The following is a 22,503-nucleotide window of genomic DNA, read 5'->3' as shown; positions in this document are numbered from 1 at the left end:
TTTAAAATAAGCCAACAATTCAGCTTAATTTGTCATATGATGTTTGGATTTGCTTAATTACAAAAACTTGTCTTCATTGATTCACAGTTTAAATACAAGATTGCCAAAGTGGATGAGACTCCCGAGGGATTAGACGCAGCCGAAAATCCAATTTGGCTTCCATCAAATGTACAATTTAAAAAAGCCAAATTTAGTTGAGGCAAGTCCCCTGGGAACGCGAATCCATAGAGGCAATCGTAAAAAGTCATCATTCATGTCAAAGAAGACAAATATAGTTGTTTTAAGACTTCCCCCAAGACTTCCCACACAAAAAAGCTTCTCTTCCGCTTGAATTGAGGAAAAGAAGCTTTATTATTGTTGATTCCGTTACTTTAATATTTTCTTAAAAATTGTGCGTCTTCTTCATGATACGTTTCCATCACAAATTGATGTACAGCATGAATGACACGTTGAATGACATCTGTGGAATACGCCAAAATACGAAATGTTAACCCATGTGTCGGTAGCAATGTCACACCGACACGACAATCTTCATCAATATAAGGTGTCACCACTTCTTGTACCGCTTCAACGACTTTTTGATTCACACCCGGACTAATATAAAAGCACGATGCCATATGTGTGAATCCTTCCATATACCCCATATGTGTCACTTCATTTTTTTGTGTATCTAACTTCAAATTGTCAAATACGATCAGTTGCTCATCTACATAAATTTCGTTTTTGAGATGTAAATAATGATAATTAAATTGACGCCCTTCTTTATCATAACCTGGCGTTAAAATATCAGTATAAAACATGGAAGCAGACGGACTTAAATGGAATTCGTTGGCTTGATAAAATTTCGCTTGTGAATAACCAATAATCGGATCACTGATAAATTCCATAAACGATTCGTCATCCAGTTGAAAGGTTTGGTATTGTTCGACTTTATCTTCCAACGATTTAAAGACAATCGTCGCACCTTGAGTCGTTAGAATGGCATGCGTACGTGGCTCAAAGTGGATAGCCATACGATAGCGGTCACCATCAACGAAGCCCCCGCCTAAGTTAATCAAAAACATCGTCGGATGCGGACTCCCATTTAAATAAGTGGGACGAATAACTTTAAGCCCACCTTGGAAATACGTTTTTCCATTTACAGTACGACTACCATCATGTTTAAATGTTAAATCTAACTCACCTGTCCATTTAGAAATTGCCATTACGCTAACCCTTCAAAAAAGACGTCCTTTTTAATCCAATTTAGCACATCATCTAAGCCATCATCTGTTTTTAAATTTGTAAATGTGAACGGACGATTTTTACGGAATTTCTCTGTATCTTCAGCCATGCGTTCTAATGAAGCTCCTACATATGGTGCTAAATCTGTTTTATTGATCACAAAGTAGTCAGATTTAATCATACCTTGACCACCTTTACGCGGAATTTTTTCACCTTGCGCCACATCAATAATATAAATTGAAAAATCCACCAATTCCGGACTGAATGTCGCTGCTAAGTTGTCACCACCTGACTCAATAAAAATAAGCTCAATATCTGAATGGCGTTCCATCAGTTCATCAATCGCCGCGAAGTTCATGGAAGCATCTTCACGAATCGCTGTATGTGGACAACCCCCTGTTTCAACACCGATAATACGATCTTCTGGTAATACCCCAGAGTTCACTAATATTTTTTGGTCTTCTTTTGTATAAATATCATTCGTAATAACGCCAATACTTTTTTCCTCAGATAGACGCTTTACAAGTTTTTCAATCAATTGTGTTTTCCCTGCGCCAACAGGTCCACCTACACCAATTTTAATCGGTTTCATGTTTCGTTCCTCCTACGAAATAAATATACGTACATCTACATTTTCATGTTCCAACTGATTCATCTCGATACCCGGTGCAGTCAAACCAAAATCTGCTTCATCCAATTGCATCACGCCCTCACGTGTTGTTGTAATCAATGGAATCATGTTAGCAACGATTTTTTGTCCTTCCGTTTGCCCTAGTGGTATCGCACGCACAGCATTTTGCGTTAAGCTTGAAACATTTTGGTAGTAGTAATAATCTATAATTTTTTCAATTTCAATATCTAAATGATGGCCCAACAATGTAAACACCACTGCCGGATGTGTATGCAACTCATATGCTGCAGCCTTTTCACCATACCAATCTAACCATTTGTCTTTATGGTAAATCGTACGCGCAAGCTGAATCATACGTTTGCCCATCTGTTTCGTCCCATTTCTCGTTTCTCGCGGAATATTTTGCACAAACAACAACTGGTCTAATTTCTCAATCGCCGCCGCATCATTCGATTCGATTGCTTCATACACGAGACGCATTGCCAAACCATCTGTATACGTTAGCTGCTCTTTCAAAAACACTTCTAACCATGTTTGAAATGAAGCACCATCATGAATATCCCCACGCTGAATATACGTTTCTAATCCGAAAGAATGACTAAAGGCACCTGTCGGAATTTGAGAATCACAAAATTGAAAGAGCTTCAAATACGCTTGATTAATCATGAGAATGTCCTATATGTTTAAAGGCTTGGTTGACTTTACGATCTTCACGTTCATAAGGAATGCCGAGACCTTTCAACAAATCTTCTACTAAGTAATCATACTGTACCAACATTTCATTATCGTCAGTAAATTGTGCTGGCAAGTGACGGTTACCAAGTTGATGCGCGATATCTCCCATTTCTTTAATGGTACGTGGTTTAATCGCAATAATATCTTCCGAGTTTACATCAATAATAATCATATTTTTGTCATCACGATATAAAATGTCTCCATATTGTAAATCAATCGGCTGACTTAAACGAATACCGATTTCTGTACCATGGTCTGACGTAACACGTTGAATACGTTTCACTAAATCAGAGTTTTCTAAGTACACTTTTTCAATATGAACGTTTTTTTCCTCTTGAGATAAATTTGCGATGTTGCCTTGTATCTCTTCTACTATCATATGTTTCATCTCCTTGAATATCGCTAAATCACATCAATGGATGCCTTTTTCATGTCTTATCAATAAAGACACAAGTGACCGATGCGTTCATTACATGTCATTCCACGAATTATCACAATACTATTTAAATTACCATACATTATTCAACAATAACATATCATTGCGGATTGCTCTCAAAAAAGTGCATGAATTGATGTGGATTCATACACTACTTTACCATATTTCAGCGTTGAAAAGTAAGCAATAGCTCGATAATCCACCCAATTTAAGCCTTTAGCCCTATGACCCGTCTCATTTCAAAATAGGCCACCATTACTTTTGAGATAAAGTGATGGTGACCACAAGCTTGAGATAAAAATAACTAATATTAGTGTTGACATTTTTAAAAAACGTGCTAACATTTAGTTAGACATCTAACTAAAAGGAGTGGCGGTATGGATTATCCTTATCAATATTTAATACGTACGCTTGCACATGAAATGAAGCGTCATGCTGACCGTAAACTTGATGAATTTGGAATCACACAAGAACAAAGTCATACATTAGGTTATCTTTACCGTCATCAAAACGACCGTATTTCTCAACAAGATATATCACTCGCATTTAATCGTAAAGGTGCGACCGTAAGTGCCACTATCAAAAATTTAGAAAAAATGGATTTAGTTTATCGTTCAGTGGATCCGAGTGACTCTAGACGTAAAATTTTGCGTCTAACCGATCAAGGTACGGCACTCGTCGAATCTTTTATCAACATTTTTGGAGAAATCGAAACAATCATGTTGAAAGATTTTTCGCCTGAAGAAGCTACACAACTCAAGCATTATTTCGATCGTATGTTAGCGAATTTAAGACAAGATACAACATCCAACTGATAAGACGTAGTTTTTTCGTTTGTCTTCAATGCTTTATTGATTGCCACTATGGATTCGCGTTCCTAGGGGCTGACCCTACAACTAACCAACGCTTTTATTTATAGCTACATTTGTTGAAGCGTTGGTGGATTTTCCGGCTCAGCTGATCCCTCAGGAGTCTCATCCATTTCAGCAATCCCGCATCAAAGATAAAGAATCATCTCTGACATATTTTCAAATTAATAAAATTTTTACAGCGTTACATCAATTTGATTGTTTATTTTTATGTCAATACTACGCATCCAACTATGAAAGAGAGGATGGGAAAATTCAACGTCCCAACCTCTTATCTTTCAACCAATAGTTAGACATCTAATAATTAGACCACTAATCAATTAAAAGGAGATATTCACATGCAAACCGAACAACTTTATTACTTTGAGAAAGCCCCTATCTTTAAAGCACTGATGCATTTTTCATTACCGATGATGATTGGTTCACTACTCAGTATTATCTATGGGATTTTAAACATTTATTTCATTGGCTTTTTAAACAATAGCCACATGATTTCAGCTATTTCTTTAACATTGCCACTCTTCGCCGTATTTATGGCATTCGGCAACTTATTCGGAGTCGGTGGCGGTACCTTTATTTCACGGTCACTCGGCGCAAAAGAAGCACACAAAAGTCAGGCTATCAGTAGCTTTTCAATATACGGAAGCATTATTTTAGGATTGATTGTTTTAGCGCTCACACTGCCATTCACAGATCAGCTTGCCCATCTACTCGGTGCAAGTGGTGAGACATTACCCTTTACAAGCGCTTATTTAAAAATCATGTGTTTAAGTACACCTGCCGTTATTTTATTTTTCGTACTAGAACAATTCGCAAGAGCAATCGGTCAACCTATCATTTCAATGGTTGGTATGTTATTAAGTGTCGGACTGAACATCATTTTAGATCCGATTTTGATTTTCGGTTTTGATTTAGACGTGGTTGGTGCTGCACTAGGAACTGCCCTTTCAAACTTAGTCGCTGCCATTTTCTTTCTCGTCTATTTCTTAACAAAGCAAGACGCCATTTCACTCAACATTCGTAAAGCTTTACCGAACAAAGAAATTTTAGTCAATGTCTTTAAAATTGGTATCCCTGCCTTTTTAATGGTCGTGCTCATGGGTGTGACGGGTCTCGTGCTCAACCTCTTTTTAGCAAAATATGGCAATGAAGCGATCGCAAGTTATGGGATTTCATTCCGTCTCGTACAGTTTCCCGAATTAATCATTATGGGGCTTGCGGAAGGTGTCGTTCCACTGATTGCTTATAACTTTATGTCAGACAAAGGACGTATGCGTGAAACGATTAAAGGCGTCATTCTAACAATTGGTGTCATTTACGCAGTGAGTATGGTCGGTGTCATTTTCTTTGGCTCACATCTCGTACAACTCTTTAGTACAGATGCACATATCGTCACGTTGGCCACATTTATGCTGAAAGTCACTATGACATCCTTACTGTTAAATGGTGTGGGTTTCTTATTAACAGGTATGCTGCAAGCGACAGGACAAGGACGTGGCTCTACGATTATGGCACTTGCACAAGGACTCATTATCATTCCAGTGTTATTCGTATTAGACAATTACTTTGGCTTAACAGGTGTCGTTTGGTCATTACTCGTAGCAGAAACACTCTGTTCTCTACTCGCCATGTACATCGTTTATGTATCAAGAAACCAATTTACAGTCGATACTGACGCGTTACTCGAATAGTAATAAACAGGCTATTTTGTAAAAAGTATTTGACATTTCTACCAAAGATTTCTACACTTATAAATGTCAAATACTTTTTACATTTACGAGGTGTGATTATGAAATTAATTCCTTTTATTATTATTCTTGTTTTTTCTTGCTTATGGACGGTTGTAACTAGAAAGTATCTCCCTGTAGAAACTTTAGATATGAAGGGCAAACAAGATAGATATGACGAAAGACAAAGTAAAATTTTTATTGAAATACTTGCTAAAAGTTTTATTTGGATTATTTATTGTATGTTATTTACACTATTACTTAGAGTCATAGGTTTGTCACCACATATGGAAAATTCCTGGTTTTCTCAATATCCGGAAATATTTTTTATGCTTGTCGCTTTGGTCATTGTAGTGTTTAATTACTTCACTACAAATAAAAAATATACGTCTAAGAGTTAAATTATGAAAAATAAAATTAAAGAGTATAGAAAACAAAAAGGATTCTCTCAAGAAACATTGAGTAACAAATTGAAAGTATCAAGACAAACTATTAATGCAATAGAAAACAATAAGTACGATCCCACATTAGCATTGGCGTTTAAGTTGGCAAAATTATTTGACACAACAGTAGACGACCTATTTTCTTAATTTTATCAAGACAAGAAAAGAGCTAGAAAAACATTTTATTGACTCGATATTTGTTTAGAGATGTTCTCATCGTCATCATCACTATCGATATAAAATGATGAAATACTTCATTTAAAAATATTCTAAAACCTAGGTTAAACATAAAATATAAAAACTATAAACTAAAAAGTACACAGTTAAAATTACCAAACATAAAAATAAAAATCCGAGACTTTTGTGTTAATTATTACAAAGCCTCGGATTTTATTATTTATTGAGATATTTATCACTCAAAATCCATTTTTTAAGACTGCACGCCCTCTTAAACTTATTATGAATATTTTGACAAGCGTCCTATCTTCACGTTTTAATCGGATAATCCAACTGGAACGTCTGAACTCCTGTGATTTTGCGGTATTGGTAGAAGAAATAACCCACCCAAGCACATGTACAACATACCGCTAATCCGTAACTTAAGTTCAAGTCCAACCCGAATCCAATTGGCTGACTTAAAATGTAAGTGAACAAATTCCATGTCATGAATGTAGCAGGAATAAGTGCCACCCAGAAGTTTTTCTTAGCAATCATTAAATACATCGCACCAACCCACAATGCGACTGCTGCCGTTGTTTGGTTTGCCCATGAGAAATAGCGCCATAACACTGTGAAATCTACTTGTGTCAGTACAAAGCTCATTACAAATAGTGGAATAGCGACTAAAAAGCGTTTACTGAATGCTTTTTGGTCTAAATTAATGTAATCTGCAATAATCATCCGTGCACTACGGAATGACGTGTCACCACTCGTAATTGGTAATACAATGACACCTAGCACCGCAATTGTTCCAAATACTGAGCCGAGTAACATTGTCGACGCTTCACTTACAACGAGTGCCGCTTGACCTTTTGCAAGTACAGCCTGTAAGCCACCGTAACTACCAAACAGACTCATCGCTGCTGCTGCCCAAATCATCGCAATAATCCCTTCAGCAATCATCATACCGTAAAAAATTGTACGTCCATTTTTCTCTTGATTCGTTGTGCGAGAAATAATAGGTGATTGTGTCGCATGAAAACCAGATAATGCGCCACAAGTAATCGTAAAAAATAGTAATGGGAAAATTGGCGCATGGGCAGGGTGCATATTTTCAAAGGTTAATTCTGGAATCGGCGCACCGGTTTGAATTAAACGAAAACCGACCCCTACCGCACTCAATACAAGCAACGCTCCAAAAACCGGATAAATACGTCCAATAATTTTATCAATCGGTAATACAGTAGATAAAATGTAATATACGAAAATAACAAAGATAATGATACCTAATGCAACTCGTCCGTGCATTAAGTTATGTAACAATAATGCAGGGCTTGTTACAAAAACAGTTCCCGTCAGTAATAATAAAAGCAATGTAAAAATATTCACGACATGCTTCATTGCTGGTCCTAAAAACTTCCCAGCTAATATCGGTAAATGGGCACCACGATTTCGAATAGAGATCATCCCTGTCAAATAATCATGAACGGCCCCTGCAAAAATACACCCAAATACAATCCATAAAAATGCCACCGGACCATAAAGTGCACCCAAAATAGGACCAAAAATCGGACCCACCCCAGCAATATTCAATAACTGAATTAATGCATTAGATGAAGTTTTCATTGGTACAAAATCCACATTATCCCTTTGATTATGCGCTGGTGTTGGACGATCATATTGTGGACCGAACATTTTCTCAATGTACTTGCCATACGTAAAGTAACCTAGAACGAGTAACACGATAGACACTAAAAACGTAATCATACAGCATCCCCCTTATTTTGAAATACATCCCTTAAATACACTTAATGTAAGCGCTTTCTTTATTTTACTTTATATACTTAAAATTCACAATACTGTCACAATTTTTATTTTTCAAAATTTAGTGCTTAAGTGATTTCTTATAGTAAATAGCTCATACAAAATTTGACTACAGAGCCACAAACAACAACGAGATCATCCACCCAATTAATTGTGACCGTTCTCTTAATTCTCAACGTCTCAGTAGCTTAACGGTAGCTCTTGTTATAAAATGATATAGACTTGTACATGCATTATTTTTAGGTAGTTTAAAAATTTAATCATACAAATTGAACGATTCATATTTCACACAGTCATATGAAATGACGACGATATCGAAATTGGAGGTTTTTATTATGTTAAAACTTGCAGAATGGAAAGACGAAAAAGAGACGCTTCACCGTATAGCACAAATTTTAGGTAAACATAAACTTGCCAGTGCCTTCCAAGAACCACAATGGGCGCACGTGGTATTAGATATTACAACGACAGGTTTCTCGACAGGGCTTTTGTTTTATCAATCCGCTTCATATAGCGTGAGTGTCAATTTAGTGAAGCACATCATTTTAATTGAAACAAGCAATGGTGAAGAAGAAATCCCACTAAAAAATGGTGTAACAATTCAAAGTTACTATGAACAAATTCAAGACGCGTTACATCGTCATGGTATCGAAGTCACAATTAATGAACGCCCACAAGAAGTCGCAGATACGACTGTATTTTCTGAAGATACGCAACACTGCCATTACAATGAAGCAATTAGTACAGAAGTGTTAAAATTAATGTCATTTACGACACGTGCACTTCAATATTTCATTGCACCGTATCGCGCACGTAAAATGAAACCTGGCCTTTTCTGGGGCACTTTTGACATTTCATGTTTAGTGCATTACAACTCATTCCATGAAATGTTCGAACCAAACCAAGTCATTGAGTATGCAGCGTTTGATGAACACTTTATCGAATTTGGTTTCTGGTTTGGCGACGACCGCTTCGAAGGTCCAACGTTCTTCATTTTACCTTATCCTTTCGTTGATAAAGACTTCACATTCGATCAACCGCTTATTGAAGATGCATATTTTGATCAACAATTGACCGAATTGATTTATGAAATGAAATCGATGACGCCTGAAACGCTTGATACACTTTCAACATTTTTCAATCAAGGCTTCGAGATTTTTAAATCACATTTATCTTGGGAAAATTGCCATCACTTCCATGTCCCATTAAAAATGGATGCGAACCAAATTCAAAAAATGCCATATGCGCATTAAAGGAAGTTAAACATCATTTTTTATAACTTCATAAGGTGACATTATTATATTTCTCTCTAAAATATGAAGAGGCTGGGACGATTATCAATCATCCTCAGCCTCTTTTTTCATGCTCATTTGTTCGATACGGGATTAGCCACCGTATACGTCATGATATTCTGTTGTTTTTTCTAATACGCTTTTCGCAAATGGACATGTCGCGAAAATTTTGAAGTTATTTTCACGCGCATCTTTAACAGCCGCTTCTACTAATTGTTTTCCTACACCTTGCCCTCTTAATGCGTCACCAACAATTGTATGGTCGATGATAATTTGAGTGTTTCCTGGTACGTAAGTCATGATTGCCTCAGGATTGCTTTCAGATTCTCCTACATAGTACTTGTTATTGCCCTTTTTAATTTCTGCCATAATTTTTTACGCCTCCTCGTATCATTATCGTACAAGCTTATTATAGCTATTTCACACCGCTTATCAAAGGATTTGACCTACATGGTATAAAAATTAAACTTAATGCTTTACAAAGTTTTCTATCCACGTTATAATTATCTCGAATTCGAAATAAAAGGAGGTGTTGGCATTTGACAAGAACAGAAATGGCACTCAAAACTTTGATTGGCATCAAACGAACGAATGATATGATGGATAAAGTGATTCGCAATGATGTCAAATCGTATGGACTCAGTGTCACAGCGTTCGCGGTACTTGAACTTTTGTACAATAAGGGCGAACAAAGCATTCAACGGATTCAAGAACGCATTTTGATTGCCAGTAGCAGTACAACTTATGTCGTTAACTCTTTAGAACAAAAAGGATATTTAAAACGCCGACAATGTGAAAAAGATCGACGTGTAAGTTATGCAGCTCTGACTGACAAAGGCCAGCAGCTCATGGAAAAGGTTTTCCCAGAACATGCACAAGCCATTGAAAAGGTTTTTTCAGTACTCACAGATGAAGAATTGAACACATTACAACAAGTGTTAAAAACATTAAGTACACAACAGCAATAACGCATTGACGACGTGTGCTTTTATTTGACACAGTAATTAGTTCGAATTAGAGAGAAATTATTTATTAAAAAAAGGGAGTTTTTAAAAATGAAACAATATCCATTAAAAGGTATCCACCACGTAACAGCAATGACAGATAACGCAGAACGTAACTATCACTTCTTTACTGATGTACTCGGTATGAGACTTGTTAAAAAAACAGTAAACCAAGATGACATTTATACGTACCACACTTTCTTCGCTGATGATGAAGGTAACGCTGGTACAGATATGACATTCTTTGATTTCCCAAATAACCCTAAAGGTGCTCCAGGTACAAACTCAATTAGCCGTACTGGTTTCCGTGTACCAAACGATGCTGCATTAGAATACTACAAAGCACGTTTCGAAGAGTTTGGCGTCAAACACGACGATATCGACACAGTATTCGGTACTAAAGTTTTACGTTTTGAAGAAGAAGACGGTCAAAGATACCAACTCTTCTCAGATGAAAATAACTCAGGTGTTGAACCAGGTGTTGCATGGAAAAATGGTCCTGTACCTGAAGACAAAGCCATTTACGGTTTAGGTCCAATCGAAATTACAGTCAGCTACTACGATGAGTTCAAACAAGCCTTAATGGAACTTTATGGTATGAAACCAGTTAAAGAAGAAGCAGACGTAACACTTTTAGAAGTTGGTAAAGGTGGTAACGGCGGTCAAGTGATCTTACGTAAAGATGAAACAAAAGAAAGCCGTCCAGGTTATGGTCAAGTGCATCACGTTTCATTCCGTGTAGAAAATGACGAAGCAATTGAAGAATGGTTTGAAAGATACAATGAATTAGGTGTAAGAAGCTCTGGTATTGTAGATCGTTTCTACTTCAAAGCACTTTACACTCGCGTTGGTCACATCTTAATCGAACTTTCAACTGATGGTCCGGGATTCATGGGTGACGAACCATATGAAACTTTAGGTGAATCATTATCATTACCACCATTCTTAGAAGATCAAAGAGAGTACATCGAATCTGAAGTACGCCCATTCGACACAACACGTAGCACAAAATAAGATCATCATTCGTGTGAAGCAGTGATATGAGAATGGAGGGCTACCATGTACGCTTTTTACGCATCTGAATTATCCAAGCAACAAATGTATAAATTTTTAATCGGTTCTGTTGTACCTCGACCTATCGCATTGATTACAAGTCAGTCTGAGGAAGGTCTTCTCAACATTGCACCGTTCAGCTTTTTCAATATTGTCGCTTCAGAACCGGCACTATTATCGGTAGCAGTCAATCGTAAAGAGGGCGAGATGAAAGATACTGCGCGCAATATCTTAACGACGAAAGAAGCAGTCGTGCATGTCGTCACTGAAGATAACGTTGTGAATGCAAATCAAACGGCTGCTCTGCTACCTCCTGATGAAAGTGAATTGGATCATACAACATTTACAACGACAGATTCAGAAATGGTCAACGTTCCGAGTTTGAATGAGAGCAGTATCCGATTTGAAGTCAAACTCTATGAACACGTTGAAATTAAAAATGATCGTAATGAAAACACAAATGATTTGTTATTACTTGAAATTCAAAAAGTTTATATAGATGAGGATTTATTTGATCTCGAAAAAGGGTATGTAGACGTAGAAAACATTAAGCCCGTAAGCCGACTTGCTGGTGATGACTATGCACGTTTAGGCGAAACATTTACAATCGAAAGACCGAGATAATCATAAAAGAGGTGAAACGTTATGAAACACATTTTTAAACAAGGTGAACCATCAAAACCAACATTCGTATTCTTACACGGTACAGGTGGAGATGAAAACGACTTAATACCATTGGCAGAAATTTTAGACCCCACTTACAACGTTTTAGGTGTCCGTGGTAACGTATCAGAAAACGGTATGAACCGCTTCTTCAAACGTCACGGTGAAGGCCAATATGACGTTGAAGACTTGAAATTTAGAACAACTGAATTGCACGAATTCCTTGAAAGTGCAGCTGACCAATACAATTTTGACTTAGATAAAGTGGTATTAGTGGGCTTCTCAAACGGCTCAAACATTGCGATTAGCCTCATGTTAAACGAAAACATGCCATACAAAAAAGGCTTATTATTCGCACCACTTTACCCATTAGATGTACCAGAAGATCTTGACTTATCAGGTAAATCTGTATACCTTTCAATGGGTAAAAACGACCCAATCGTACCTGTTGAAGCAAGTGAATATGTCCGCGCTATCTTCAAAGACCGCGGTGCTGAAGTTACTGAGTACTGGGTTAACAGTCACGAATTAAACCAAGCTACAGTATTAGTAGCGAAAGAAACATTATAAGTATGAAAAAGAGCTTAGGTGCTATGGCCTAGGCTCTTTTTTTGATGTTGTTTTTGAATGGTCTATTGCTCTATAGTCATTTTACTTTTAGCTAAAAAGTAGGCCATCACACCAAATAAGATACTTCCAATCAGCCATCCTAAAAAGTTTACATCTGCAAAGGTGAGTCGTTGATGTGAAATAAAAATGCGTACGACCAAGTATAAGTTGAGCACTTGATGGTACGCATCGCTATTTTATTAATTTTCAATCATCGCTAATATTTTTTTCGGAACCTCATTTACAGCTATAGGTTCAACATTCAAAATGACACCTTTTTGATCAGACATCGTCACTTTCACCCAGTCGCCTGCTTTCATTTGTTCTAAGTCTTTCTTTAAATATGCGATATGCTTATCATTTTCAGAATACAAAGCGATACTGTCATTTTTATGACTCACTTGACCATAATAAGCTTCTTTTTGATTCAAATTGATTAAACTCATTGAAATATAGATCACCATAGTCGCCAATAATACCGCTATCGCAATCAGTGTGACTTTTTTGCGCGTCATCGTTGTATCTCCTTTAGTCAAACAAGATAATACCACTATATCCGAGTTGGCGGTATAACACATAGCTCCTGAGACTGATATATTCATACAGCTTGAAAAGTAGAAACCTTTAAACAAGACCATTTTCATACTCAGAAAAATAAAAATAGACGTACGCGAGACTCCCCTCAACATACGTCTATTCCATCCATTATAGTTACCAACGCCACAACAATGTAACAGTTCAATTAAGCGTTGGCTAATTGAGACAAATCCTGATCTGGAAAAGGGAAAAAAGTGCAAGCAATCTAAGCATCACTTACGATACAATCGGATCTGAATCTCCACATAATCCTCATGCTCTTTTTCCTTTTGCTCATAACGAATGCCATTCGCACGGATTTCCATCAAACTATCCGCAATCATATCACGCGCTTCAGAGACATCTTGCGCAAACTCCGGTGGTCGCGCTACGACTTTCTCTTCCACAACATCGTCTTTAACGACTGTTGCTTTCAAACGCTCTTCGGTTTGTTTCACATTCAATTGCTCTTTCAAAATCACACCGAGCATCTCTTCCTGAAATTCAGGCGTCTGACCGACAAGTGCACGGGCATGACGCTCAGTTATTTGATGTTCACGGACCGCTTCCAATACGACAGGCGTTAACTTCAACAAGCGCAATTTATTCGCAATAAAGCTTTGGCTCTTCCCAACGCTTTTAGCCAGTTCAGCTTGTGTAATACCTTCAAATGCTAATAATTTTTTGTAGGCTTCCGCTTCTTCTACTGCCGATAAATTTTCACGTTGAATATTTTCAATCAGTGCAACAACAGCTGTTTCCTCATCATCTAAATGACGTACAAGGACTTCCGCTTCTGTCATATGATTCATTTGTAATGCACGAAAACGGCGTTCACCGGCAATAATTTCATACATATTTTCTTCGATGGGGCGTACCACAATCGGCTGGAGTAAACCGTGCGCACGAATCGACTCAGCAAGTTCTTCAATACGTGCAGTATCAAACTTTTGACGCGGTTGGTATCGATTCGGCACGATTTTCTCAATATTGATCGATTGAACGCCCTTTTTATCTTCATCTGTCACGGTTAAAAGGTCATCTTTATTTTTTAAACCAAATAACTTAGAAAAGGGTTTCTTCATGTTTATTCTCTCCCTTTAATTTCCATAATCCATGCTTATTCAACAAGTGGTGATTTGTTTGGCGTTCCCGGTTTACGCGGGTACTTTTTAGGTGTTTGGCTCCGTTTTTCTATTGTCACAATTTGACGTTCACCCGCATCTTCAGGTAAATCGAAAGTATCGACTTGCGCAATGCGGCCACCTAAGACACCCACTGCAAAACGTGCTTCTTCCAACTCTTCTTGCCCTTTTGAAGATTTCAATGCAAGAAAGACACCATGCTTTTTCACTAAAGGAATACAGAGTTCGCTCAACACTGTCATACGTGCGACAGCCCTTGCTGTGACAACATCGAAAGACGCCCGGTAGTCTTCATTCTTCGCAAATGTTTCTGCACGATCATGCACAAATCGGACACCTTCCAATTCTAACGCTTCTGCCAATTGATTTAAAAACTGAATACGTTTGTTCAATGCATCAACAATTGTCACATGAATTTCTGGAAAGATAATTTTTAATGGAATACTTGGAAACCCTGCGCCCGCACCCACGTCACATAAGTTAAGGGGTTGATTGAAATCATGATAAAAGCTCGGCGTGATGGAATCATAAAAATGTTTCAAATACACTTCATGTTTTTCAGTAATACTTGTTAAATTAATTTTCTCATTCCATTCTACAAGCATTTCATAATACTTTTCAAATTGTTGCTTTTGATGCTCAGATAAAGTAATGCCGTGCTCGCTTAATTGTGTCGCTAACCATTCTACGCTCATTTATTTCACCCTTTGAATTTTGCCTTGTTCTAAGTAGACTAATAAGATCGAAATGTCGGCTGGATTCACACCCGAAATACGTGACGCTTGTGCGATATTTAACGGTTTGACTTCCGCTAATTTTTCACGCGCTTCTGTTGCAAGACTGTCGATTTTACTGTAATCCAAGTCTTCTGGAATTTTTTTCTGTTCCATTCGTTTCACTTTATCCACTTGTTGCAATGACTTCGTGATATAGCCTTCATATTTCGTTTGAATTTCAACTTGTTCTTCAACATCTGCTGGCAATTGATGGTCTTCTTCTAAAATATCGATAATTGTGTCATACGTCATTTCTGGACGACGTAACAATTCTTTCGCCAAAATACCATCTTTAAGACGAGAACCGCCCTTTTCTTCAATAATTTGTTGCACACGTTCACTTGGTTTAACACGAATTTGTTCTAAACGTGCGATTTCATCAGTGATTTGTTGACGCTTCGTATTAAATCTTTCGTAACGTTCATCAGAAATTAAGCCTAATTCGTGACCTAAGTCTGTTAAACGTAAATCTGCATTGTCATGACGTAATAACAAACGATATTCCGCACGAGATGTAAGTAATCGATATGGTTCATTCGTTCCTTTCGTCACAAGGTCATCAATCAATACACCGATGTAAGCGTCTGATCGGCGTAAAATTGTTTCTTCTTTACCTAACACACGCGCTGCAGCATTAATTCCGGCCATTAAACCTTGACCCGCTGCTTCTTCATAACCTGAAGTTCCGTTAATTTGACCCGCTGTATAAAGGTTTTTGATCATTTTCGTTTCAAGTGTTGGCCATAATTGCGTTGGTACAAGAGCATCATATTCAATCGCATAACCTGCACGCATCATGTCTGCTTTCTCTAAACCGGGAATTGTCGCTAACATTTGACGCTGTACTTCTTCAGGTAAGCTTGTTGACAATCCTTGTACGTAAACTTCATTCGTATGACGGCCTTCTGGTTCAAGGAAAAGTTGATGTCTTGGCTTATCGTTAAAACGAACAAATTTATCTTCAATTGATGGGCAATAACGTGGACCTGTCCCTTTAATCATGCCTGAGTACATCGCGGATAAATGCAAGTTGTCATCAATCACTTGGTGTGTTTCGCCGTTCGTATACGTCAACCAACATGGTAGCTGGTCTAAAATATATTCTGTCGTATCATAGCTGAATGCACGACCGACATCGTCACCCGGTTGAATTTCTGTTTTGCTATAATCAATCGTTTTTGCATTCACACGAGGTGGTGTTCCCGTTTTAAAACGCACAACTTCAAATCCGATTTCACGTAAATGATCGGCAAGTGTGATAGATGGTAATTGATGGTTTGGACCACTTGAATATTTCAAATTACCGAGAATGATCTCACCGCGTAAAAATGTACCAGTCGTTAAAATGACCGCTTTAGCACGATATTCTGTACCGATATTCGTACGTACACCTTTCACTTCGCCGTCTTCGATAATCAGTTCGTCTACCATTCCTTGCATGACTTCTAAATTATCTTCATCTTCTAATATACGTTTCATTTCTTGTTGATACAGCACTTTATCTGCTTGAGCACGCAATGCGCGAACAGCTGGTCCTTTCCCTGTATTCAACATACGCATTTGAATATGTGTTTTATCAATCGTTTTCGCCATTTGCCCACCGAGCGCGTCGATTTCACGTACGACGATTCCTTTCGCTGGTCCCCCTACTGATGGGTTACATGGCATAAACGCGATATTATCTAAATTGATTGTGAGCATGAGCGTATGTGCGCCACGTCGCGCTGATGCGAGTCCAGCTTCAATACCGGAATGTCCAGCGCCTACTACAATCACGTCGAATGATTTTACCATTTCGTTAACCTCCAAAAATTATTTTCCGAGACAGAATTGACTAAACAGTTGGTCGATCAATTCTTCACTTGCGGATTCACCTATAATTTCACCTAATATTTCCCATGTGCGCGTTAAGTCAATTTGTACCATATCCATTGGGACACCCATTTCCGCAGCATCAATCGCGTCTTGAATTGCATTTTTCGCTTGCTTTAATAATGAAATGTGGCGTGAATTAGAAACATATGTCATATCTTGGCTCTGCACTTCTCCGCCAAAGAATAAATCACGGATTTGGATTTCTAACTCGTCTATCCCTTGTTGTTGGAGCATCGATGTTTGGATGATTGGCATATCCCCTACCATTGCTTCTACTTCTGCAATGTCTAGGCGTTGTTCTAAATCAGTTTTATTAATAATGACAATCGCATCTTCATTTTTAATCACTTCATACAATTTACGATCGTCTTCTGTTAATGGTTCATTGTAATTTAATACGAATAAAATTAAATCCGCTTCACTTAAAGCTTTACGCGAGCGTTCAACACCGATACGCTCGACAATATCTTCTGTTTCGCGAATTCCCGCCGTATCGACAAGTCTTAACGGTACACCACGGACATTGACATATTCCTCGAGCACATCACGCGTTGTCCCAGCAACTTCCGTCACAATCGCCTTGTTATCTTGAATGAGATTGTTCAGCATGGAAGACTTACCGACGTTAGGCTTACCGACAATGACCGTAGATAAACCTTCACGCATGATTTTACCTTGTACACCTGTGTCGAGTAACTTTTGAATCTGTTGTTTAATCTCTTGTGAACGTTCTAATAAAAATTCCGTTGTCGCATCTTCTACATCATCATATTCAGGATAATCGATATTCACTTCGACTTGTGCTAAAATCTCCAAAATCGATTGACGTTGACGTTTAATTAAGTCACTCAAACGTCCTTCAATTTGATTCATGGCTACTTTAGACGCCCGGTCAGTCTTAGAACGGATAAAGTCCATGACCGCTTCAGCCTGTGATAAATCAATACGACCATTTAAGAAAGCACGCTTCGTATATTCACCGGGTTCAGCCATTCTTGCCCCGTACGTCATCGTTAATTCAAGTACACGATTAATTGTCAAAATACCACCGTGACAGTTAATCTCCACGATATCTTCTCGTGTAAATGTACGTGGTGCACGCAATACTGATACCATGACCTCTTCAACGACTTCTTTAGTTTCCGGATCAATAATATGACCATAATTAATCGTATGTGTCGGTACATCCTTTAATAGATGCTTTCCTTTATATAGCTTATCTGCAATCTCGACCGCATCATAACCTGATAAACGGACAATGCCGATTGCCCCTTCCCCCATTGGTGTTGATATACTCGTTATCGTATCCAGTTGTTCCACGATTGACGTACCTCCCTTTAACACAATATTCCTTTTCATATTGTAAAATGTTTCTCCATCTATTGCGAATCACTTGTTTGATTTGCGACATTTAATGTTCGATTACTTTATTCATTATTAGAAGTTAGACTTCGGTTTGTCTGAAGTCACACAAACCGAAGTCTAAATCTCCCCTACTTTATTCGTTTGTTAAAGACTTTCGCAATTTTTAAAACGTGTTCTAAACTCTTTTGAATTTCAGCTGTCGACATCGTCTTTGCAGGAAATCTTGCAATCACGATAATATCTTTCGGCAAGATGTCTGCTTTATGCACTTTAAAACACTCTCTGATGCTTCTTTTAATTCGATTTCGAGTCACAGCATTACCTAATTTTTTTGAGACGCTGATACCTAGTCTAAAGTGTGTTAACGCCTGAGTTTCATAAGTATAGACGACAAATTGGCGATTGGCTACAGATTTACCTTTACGATAAATCAATTGAAAGTCAGCATTTTTTTTTATTCGGTATGCTTTTTCCATTGTACATCACTCGTCTTTCTTCATAATACCCTCAATAACGGGATCGTGATTAGGACAACCACTCAAACTTCATCGCTTTCATTGTTCCTCTTCATCATTCGTCACAATTGCCAAATCATGCCCCATTCAATAGTCGTTAACTCAAAAAAAAGACCACTGAATGAGTCAGTGATCTTATGCTGATAAAACTTTACGACCTTTACGACGACGACGAGCTAATACTTTACGGCCGTTTTTAGTGCTCATGCGTTTTCTGAAACCATGAACTTTACTATGTTTACGCTTATTTGGTTGATAAGTACGTTTTACCATGCAAAACACCTCCATCTTCATTCATTCAATTATCTAAATACGTCATTATAGATAAATTAAGTTAATTTCATTTTTAATAAGTTCAAAATAGATATTTCTCTACTAAAATGAAACGTCTACATTTCAAGCAACTACTACAATATAACAAAATCATCTCTGTAAATCAAGTGGGTTTTTTATAATTCTCGATATTCACTGTTGTAAAGTTGTCCACTTATTCACAACCTTCGTTTCTAAAATTGTGGATAACATTTTTGTGTGCACAAGTTGCTCAAGATGATAACAACATATTCACAGGTGTTTGACATCACCCCATGTGAAAAAGTATAATTGTGTGGATAAGTGGTGCAATCCCTTATTCTACATAGGTTGAATACTATGTAATGTACGCAAATACATTGTGAATAACTCACAATCATATGATGTTCATCCACAGCTTGTGATTAAATTGTGGATAATTATTAACAGCCTGTGATTAATGTCATTCACAGGTGGGGATATTGTGTATAACAAAAATTTTTACTTAGGAAGATGGAGTTAAAATGTCAGAACAAGAAATTTGGGATAATGTTCTCAGCTTATGTAAAGAAAATGTCACTACGGTTTCATATGACACTTGGCTCAAAGACACAACACTCTATGCTCTATCTCATGATGAAGCGATAGTCATTGCAGCACAGCCTTTTATTGCAAACTGGCTTACTACCAACTATACAAAGCTCATTAAGCAATATTTAGAAGCTGTCACGCAACAATCTATTCAAAGCATTAAGTTCATCACCGAAGAAGATTTACAAGAACTTAATGTCACTTCGTCATCTCGTCAAGCAGGCCATACGACACCTGTTGAACCTGTTGTGTCTGGTGAGCAGTTCAATACAAACAACACTTTTGAAACGTTTGTCATTGGACCTGGTAACCGCTTCCCGCATGCCGCAAGTCTTGCTGTTGCAGAATCACCAGCCAATGCCTACAATCCACTCTTTATCTATGGTGGCGTAGGTTTAGGAAAAACGCATCTCATGCACGCCATTGGACATTACGTCTTAGAAAATAATCCAGATGCGAAAGTGCTTTATACATCAAGCGAAAAATTTACGAACGAATTCATTCAATCCATTCGAAACAATGATACAGAGTCGTTCCGCGAAAAGTATCGTAATATCGATATTCTATTGATTGATGATATTCAGTTCATTCAAAAGAAAGAACAAACGCAAGAAGAATTTTTCCACACTTTTAACGATCTGCATCAAAACAAGAAGCAAATCGTCATTTCTAGTGATCGCCCTCCAAAAGAAATTTCAACTTTAGAAGAACGTCTCAAATCACGCTTCCAATGGGGACTTATCGTGGATATTACACCACCTGATTTTGAAACACGTATGGCGATCTTACAGAAAAAAACCGAAGAAGAAAATCTCGATATTCCAATTGAATCTTTAACTTACATTGCCAATCAGATTCAGACGAATATTCGTGAACTTGAAGGTGCTTTGACACGTGTCTTAGCCTATTCAAAACTTCAAGGAAAACCCATCACAACAGAACTGACTGCCGATGCATTAAAAGATATCATTCAAGTGACTAAAACTAAAAAAATCACAATTCAAGATATCCAAAAAGTTGTCGGCGAATATTATGGTGTGCGTATTGAAGACTTTGTGGCCAAGAAAAGAACAAAATCTATCGCATATCCGCGACAAATCGCAATGTATTTATCACGTGAGCTTACAGATTTTTCATTACCTAAAATTGGAGAAGAATTTGGGGGTCGTGATCATACAACAGTCATCCATGCACATGATAAAATTAAAAAAGATATCGATAATGATCCAACTTTACGTCAAGAAATCGAAAGTTTGGAAAAAGATATCCGAAGCTAGTTTGTGGATAACGTGGAAAAGTTGTACACATGATACACAGTTTATCCACATGTGAATAACCTTTATTTTCGCACCTTTTTTAAAGTTATCCACTAATCCACAGCACCTATGACTATGATTACTATTTTATTTATAACTATTAACTATATAAACGACTGAAAGGAGTTTATAGATGATGGAGTTTTCTATTCAAAGAGATTATTTTATCACTCAATTAAATGACACATTAAAAGCTATTTCACCAAGAGCAACTTTACCCATTTTAACAGGGATCAAAATAGACGCGACCAATGAAGGGATTGTTTTAACAGGTTCTGATTCTGAAATCTCAATCGAAATTACAATTCCTAATCAAGTTGATGGTCAAGACATTATTAACGTGGTTGAACCAGGTTCAGTCGTGTTACCAGGCCGCTTCTTTGTTGATATTATTAAAAAGTTACCAGGTAAAGAAGTCAAACTCTCAACTAATGAACAATTTCAAACATTAATTACTTCAGCACATTCTGAATTCAATTTAAGTGGACTTGATCCAGATCAGTATCCACTGTTACCACAAGTTTCTAGTGATGATGCGCTACAATTACCCGTTAAAGTGTTGAAAAACATTATTGCACAAACGAATTTCGCAGTGTCCACCTCAGAAACACGCCCTGTACTCACAGGTGTGAACTGGCTTATACAACAAAATGAATTAATATGCACAGCGACTGATTCACACCGCTTGGCTGTAAGAAAGTTGAAGCTTGAAGAAGAAATTGAGGATAAAAATGTCATCATTCCTGGTAAAGCATTAGCTGAGTTAAATAAAATCATGACTGACAGTGAAGAGCATATCGATATTTTCTTCGCATCGAACCAAGTGTTATTTAGAGTAGGCCATGTCAACTTTATTTCACGTTTATTAGAAGGGCATTATCCAGATACATCTCGTTTATTCCCTGAAAACTATGAAATTAAGTTAGGGCTCAACAACTCTGATTTTTATCATGCGATTGATCGTGCATCATTACTTGCACGTGAAGGTGGCAATAATGTCATCAAATTAAGTACAGGTGACACGCAAATCGAATTGTCTTCTACGTCACCAGAAATTGGTACCGTTAAAGAAGAAGTCACTGCCAATGATGTTGAAGGCGGTAACTTAAAAATTTCTTTCAACTCGAAATACATGATGGATGCACTTAAAGCAATCGATAACGAAGAAGTTGAAGTAGAATTTTTCGGCACGATGAAACCCTTTATTTTAAAACCGAAAGATGATGACACTGTTACACAACTTATTTTACCAATCCGTACGTACTAATTTGGTACAACAATATAAAAAAGAGGCTGGGACATAAATCCCTAAAAAGCAGCAGTAAGATAATTTTCAATTAGAAAATATCTTACTGCTGTTCTCTATTTATACAATACTTCGTAT

At 37.4% G+C, this 22,503-nt stretch carries 25 protein-coding genes; 11 read left to right on the top strand and 14 right to left on the bottom strand.

Annotated features, from left to right (window positions below; genetic code table 11):
• Window positions 1–371: 371 nt before the first annotated feature.
• Genes CD138_RS07545 through ureE form a run of 4 tightly spaced genes read right to left on the bottom strand, consistent with a single transcriptional unit; the run spans window position 372 to window position 2,969 of the window.
• Window positions 372–1,205: an urease accessory protein UreD gene (locus CD138_RS07545; protein WP_019168304.1), complete on the bottom strand. Its 834-nt coding sequence runs from the start codon at window positions 1,203–1,205 to the stop codon at window positions 372–374.
• Window positions 1,205–1,816 carry an urease accessory protein UreG gene (gene ureG, locus CD138_RS07540; protein ID WP_019168305.1) on the bottom strand — a complete coding sequence of 204 codons (612 nt, stop codon included), beginning with the start codon at window positions 1,814–1,816 and terminating at the stop codon, window positions 1,205–1,207. The genes CD138_RS07545 and ureG overlap by 1 nt, the downstream gene beginning before the upstream one ends.
• A gap of 12 nt (window positions 1,817–1,828) precedes the next feature.
• Window positions 1,829–2,521 carry an urease accessory protein UreF gene (locus CD138_RS07535; RefSeq protein ID WP_019168306.1) on the bottom strand — a complete coding sequence of 231 codons (693 nt, stop codon included), beginning with the start codon at window positions 2,519–2,521 and terminating at the stop codon, window positions 1,829–1,831.
• On the bottom strand, window positions 2,514–2,969 hold the full coding sequence (gene ureE / locus CD138_RS07530) for an urease accessory protein UreE (RefSeq protein ID WP_019166033.1): 456 nt from the start codon (window positions 2,967–2,969) through the stop codon (window positions 2,514–2,516). The genes CD138_RS07535 and ureE overlap by 8 nt, the downstream gene beginning before the upstream one ends.
• Window positions 2,970–3,403: 434 nt before the next feature.
• Between ureE and CD138_RS07525 the strand changes: the two genes are divergently transcribed.
• The 4 genes from CD138_RS07525 (at window position 3,404) to CD138_RS07510 (ending at window position 6,212) form a co-directional block, all read left to right on the top strand.
• Window positions 3,404–3,841 carry a MarR family winged helix-turn-helix transcriptional regulator gene (locus CD138_RS07525; protein WP_019168307.1) on the top strand — a complete coding sequence of 146 codons (438 nt, stop codon included), beginning with the start codon at window positions 3,404–3,406 and terminating at the stop codon, window positions 3,839–3,841.
• A 392-nt stretch (window positions 3,842–4,233) separates the two neighbouring features.
• The gene (locus CD138_RS07520) at window positions 4,234–5,586 is read left to right on the top strand and encodes an MATE family efflux transporter (protein ID WP_019168308.1); all 1,353 of its coding nucleotides are present in this window, start codon (window positions 4,234–4,236) and stop codon (window positions 5,584–5,586) included.
• Between the two features lie 98 nt (window positions 5,587–5,684).
• Window positions 5,685–6,023: a hypothetical protein gene (locus CD138_RS07515; RefSeq protein WP_019168309.1), complete on the top strand. Its 339-nt coding sequence runs from the start codon at window positions 5,685–5,687 to the stop codon at window positions 6,021–6,023.
• A 3-nt stretch (window positions 6,024–6,026) separates the two neighbouring features.
• Window positions 6,027–6,212 carry a helix-turn-helix transcriptional regulator gene (locus tag CD138_RS07510; protein WP_019168310.1) on the top strand — a complete coding sequence of 62 codons (186 nt, stop codon included), beginning with the start codon at window positions 6,027–6,029 and terminating at the stop codon, window positions 6,210–6,212.
• Window positions 6,213–6,551: 339 nt separating this feature from the next.
• Here the strand turns inward: CD138_RS07510 and CD138_RS07505 are convergent, their stop codons facing one another.
• Complete coding sequence (locus CD138_RS07505) at window positions 6,552–7,991, bottom strand: carbon starvation CstA family protein (RefSeq protein WP_019168311.1); 1,440 nt, start codon at window positions 7,989–7,991, stop codon at window positions 6,552–6,554.
• Window positions 7,992–8,383: 392 nt separating this feature from the next.
• On the opposite strand from CD138_RS07505, the gene CD138_RS07500 reads away from it, so the two are divergent.
• Window positions 8,384–9,301, top strand: a complete 918-nt coding sequence (locus CD138_RS07500) for a DUF5996 family protein (protein ID WP_019168312.1) — start codon at window positions 8,384–8,386, stop codon at window positions 9,299–9,301.
• A gap of 132 nt (window positions 9,302–9,433) precedes the next feature.
• Here the strand turns inward: CD138_RS07500 and CD138_RS07495 are convergent, their stop codons facing one another.
• Entirely contained in the window at window positions 9,434–9,709 is a 276-nt protein-coding gene (locus CD138_RS07495) for a GNAT family N-acetyltransferase (protein ID WP_019168313.1), read from the bottom strand.
• Between the two features lie 170 nt (window positions 9,710–9,879).
• Here CD138_RS07495 and CD138_RS07490 point away from each other — a divergent pair, with 170 nt between their 5' ends.
• The 4 genes from CD138_RS07490 to mhqD all read left to right on the top strand — a co-directional run bounded on the left by CD138_RS07490 (window position 9,880) and on the right by mhqD (window position 12,630).
• A complete protein-coding gene (locus CD138_RS07490) occupies window positions 9,880–10,308 on the top strand; it encodes a MarR family winged helix-turn-helix transcriptional regulator (RefSeq protein WP_019168314.1) in 429 nt (142 codons plus the stop codon).
• An 87-nt stretch (window positions 10,309–10,395) separates the two neighbouring features.
• Entirely contained in the window at window positions 10,396–11,358 is a 963-nt protein-coding gene (locus tag CD138_RS07485) for a ring-cleaving dioxygenase (RefSeq protein WP_019168315.1), read from the top strand.
• Window positions 11,359–11,403: 45 nt separating this feature from the next.
• Window positions 11,404–12,021, top strand: coding sequence for a flavin reductase family protein (locus CD138_RS07480; RefSeq protein WP_019168316.1), 618 nt, complete (start codon window positions 11,404–11,406; stop codon window positions 12,019–12,021).
• Window positions 12,022–12,042: 21 nt separating this feature from the next.
• On the top strand, window positions 12,043–12,630 hold the full coding sequence (gene mhqD / locus CD138_RS07475; protein WP_019168317.1) for a methylhydroquinone degradation carboxylesterase MhqD: 588 nt from the start codon (window positions 12,043–12,045) through the stop codon (window positions 12,628–12,630).
• Window positions 12,631–12,692: 62 nt separating this feature from the next.
• On the opposite strand, the gene CD138_RS14215 is transcribed toward mhqD, so the two are convergent.
• The 8 genes from CD138_RS14215 to rpmH all read right to left on the bottom strand — a co-directional run bounded on the left by CD138_RS14215 (window position 12,693) and on the right by rpmH (window position 19,194).
• Window positions 12,693–12,830: a hypothetical protein gene (locus CD138_RS14215; RefSeq protein WP_180706905.1), complete on the bottom strand. Its 138-nt coding sequence runs from the start codon at window positions 12,828–12,830 to the stop codon at window positions 12,693–12,695.
• 39 nt (window positions 12,831–12,869) lie between these two features.
• Window positions 12,870–13,184, bottom strand: a complete 315-nt coding sequence (locus tag CD138_RS07470) for a hypothetical protein (RefSeq protein ID WP_019168318.1) — start codon at window positions 13,182–13,184, stop codon at window positions 12,870–12,872.
• Between the two features lie 294 nt (window positions 13,185–13,478).
• Window positions 13,479–14,330, bottom strand: coding sequence for a ParB/RepB/Spo0J family partition protein (locus CD138_RS07465; protein WP_019168319.1), 852 nt, complete (start codon window positions 14,328–14,330; stop codon window positions 13,479–13,481).
• A gap of 35 nt (window positions 14,331–14,365) precedes the next feature.
• On the bottom strand, window positions 14,366–15,085 hold the full coding sequence (gene rsmG, locus CD138_RS07460; protein WP_019168320.1) for a 16S rRNA (guanine(527)-N(7))-methyltransferase RsmG: 720 nt from the start codon (window positions 15,083–15,085) through the stop codon (window positions 14,366–14,368).
• Window positions 15,086–16,960 (bottom strand): tRNA uridine-5-carboxymethylaminomethyl(34) synthesis enzyme MnmG, encoded by a 1,875-nt coding sequence (gene mnmG / locus CD138_RS07455; protein ID WP_019168321.1) that lies wholly within the window; start codon window positions 16,958–16,960, stop codon window positions 15,086–15,088.
• Between the two features lie 18 nt (window positions 16,961–16,978).
• On the bottom strand, window positions 16,979–18,400 hold the full coding sequence (mnmE, locus tag CD138_RS07450; protein WP_051005974.1) for a tRNA uridine-5-carboxymethylaminomethyl(34) synthesis GTPase MnmE: 1,422 nt from the start codon (window positions 18,398–18,400) through the stop codon (window positions 16,979–16,981).
• Window positions 18,401–18,534: 134 nt separating this feature from the next.
• Window positions 18,535–18,882, bottom strand: coding sequence for a ribonuclease P protein component (gene rnpA, locus CD138_RS07445; RefSeq protein ID WP_019168323.1), 348 nt, complete (start codon window positions 18,880–18,882; stop codon window positions 18,535–18,537).
• A gap of 174 nt (window positions 18,883–19,056) precedes the next feature.
• Entirely contained in the window at window positions 19,057–19,194 is a 138-nt protein-coding gene (rpmH, locus tag CD138_RS07440; protein ID WP_000240855.1) for a 50S ribosomal protein L34, read from the bottom strand.
• A gap of 542 nt (window positions 19,195–19,736) precedes the next feature.
• Between rpmH and dnaA the strand changes: the two genes are divergently transcribed.
• Window positions 19,737–21,080 (top strand): chromosomal replication initiator protein DnaA, encoded by a 1,344-nt coding sequence (gene dnaA / locus CD138_RS07435; protein ID WP_019168324.1) that lies wholly within the window; start codon window positions 19,737–19,739, stop codon window positions 21,078–21,080.
• Between the two features lie 172 nt (window positions 21,081–21,252).
• The gene (dnaN, locus tag CD138_RS07430; RefSeq protein ID WP_026066835.1) at window positions 21,253–22,386 is read left to right on the top strand and encodes a DNA polymerase III subunit beta; all 1,134 of its coding nucleotides are present in this window, start codon (window positions 21,253–21,255) and stop codon (window positions 22,384–22,386) included.
• Window positions 22,387–22,503 lie beyond the last annotated feature (117 nt).

The sequence above is a fragment of the Staphylococcus intermedius NCTC 11048 genome (assembly GCF_002902385.1).
Lineage (GTDB): Bacteria > Bacillota > Bacilli > Staphylococcales > Staphylococcaceae > Staphylococcus > Staphylococcus intermedius.
This window is presented reverse-complemented; position numbering and strand designations above follow the sequence as displayed.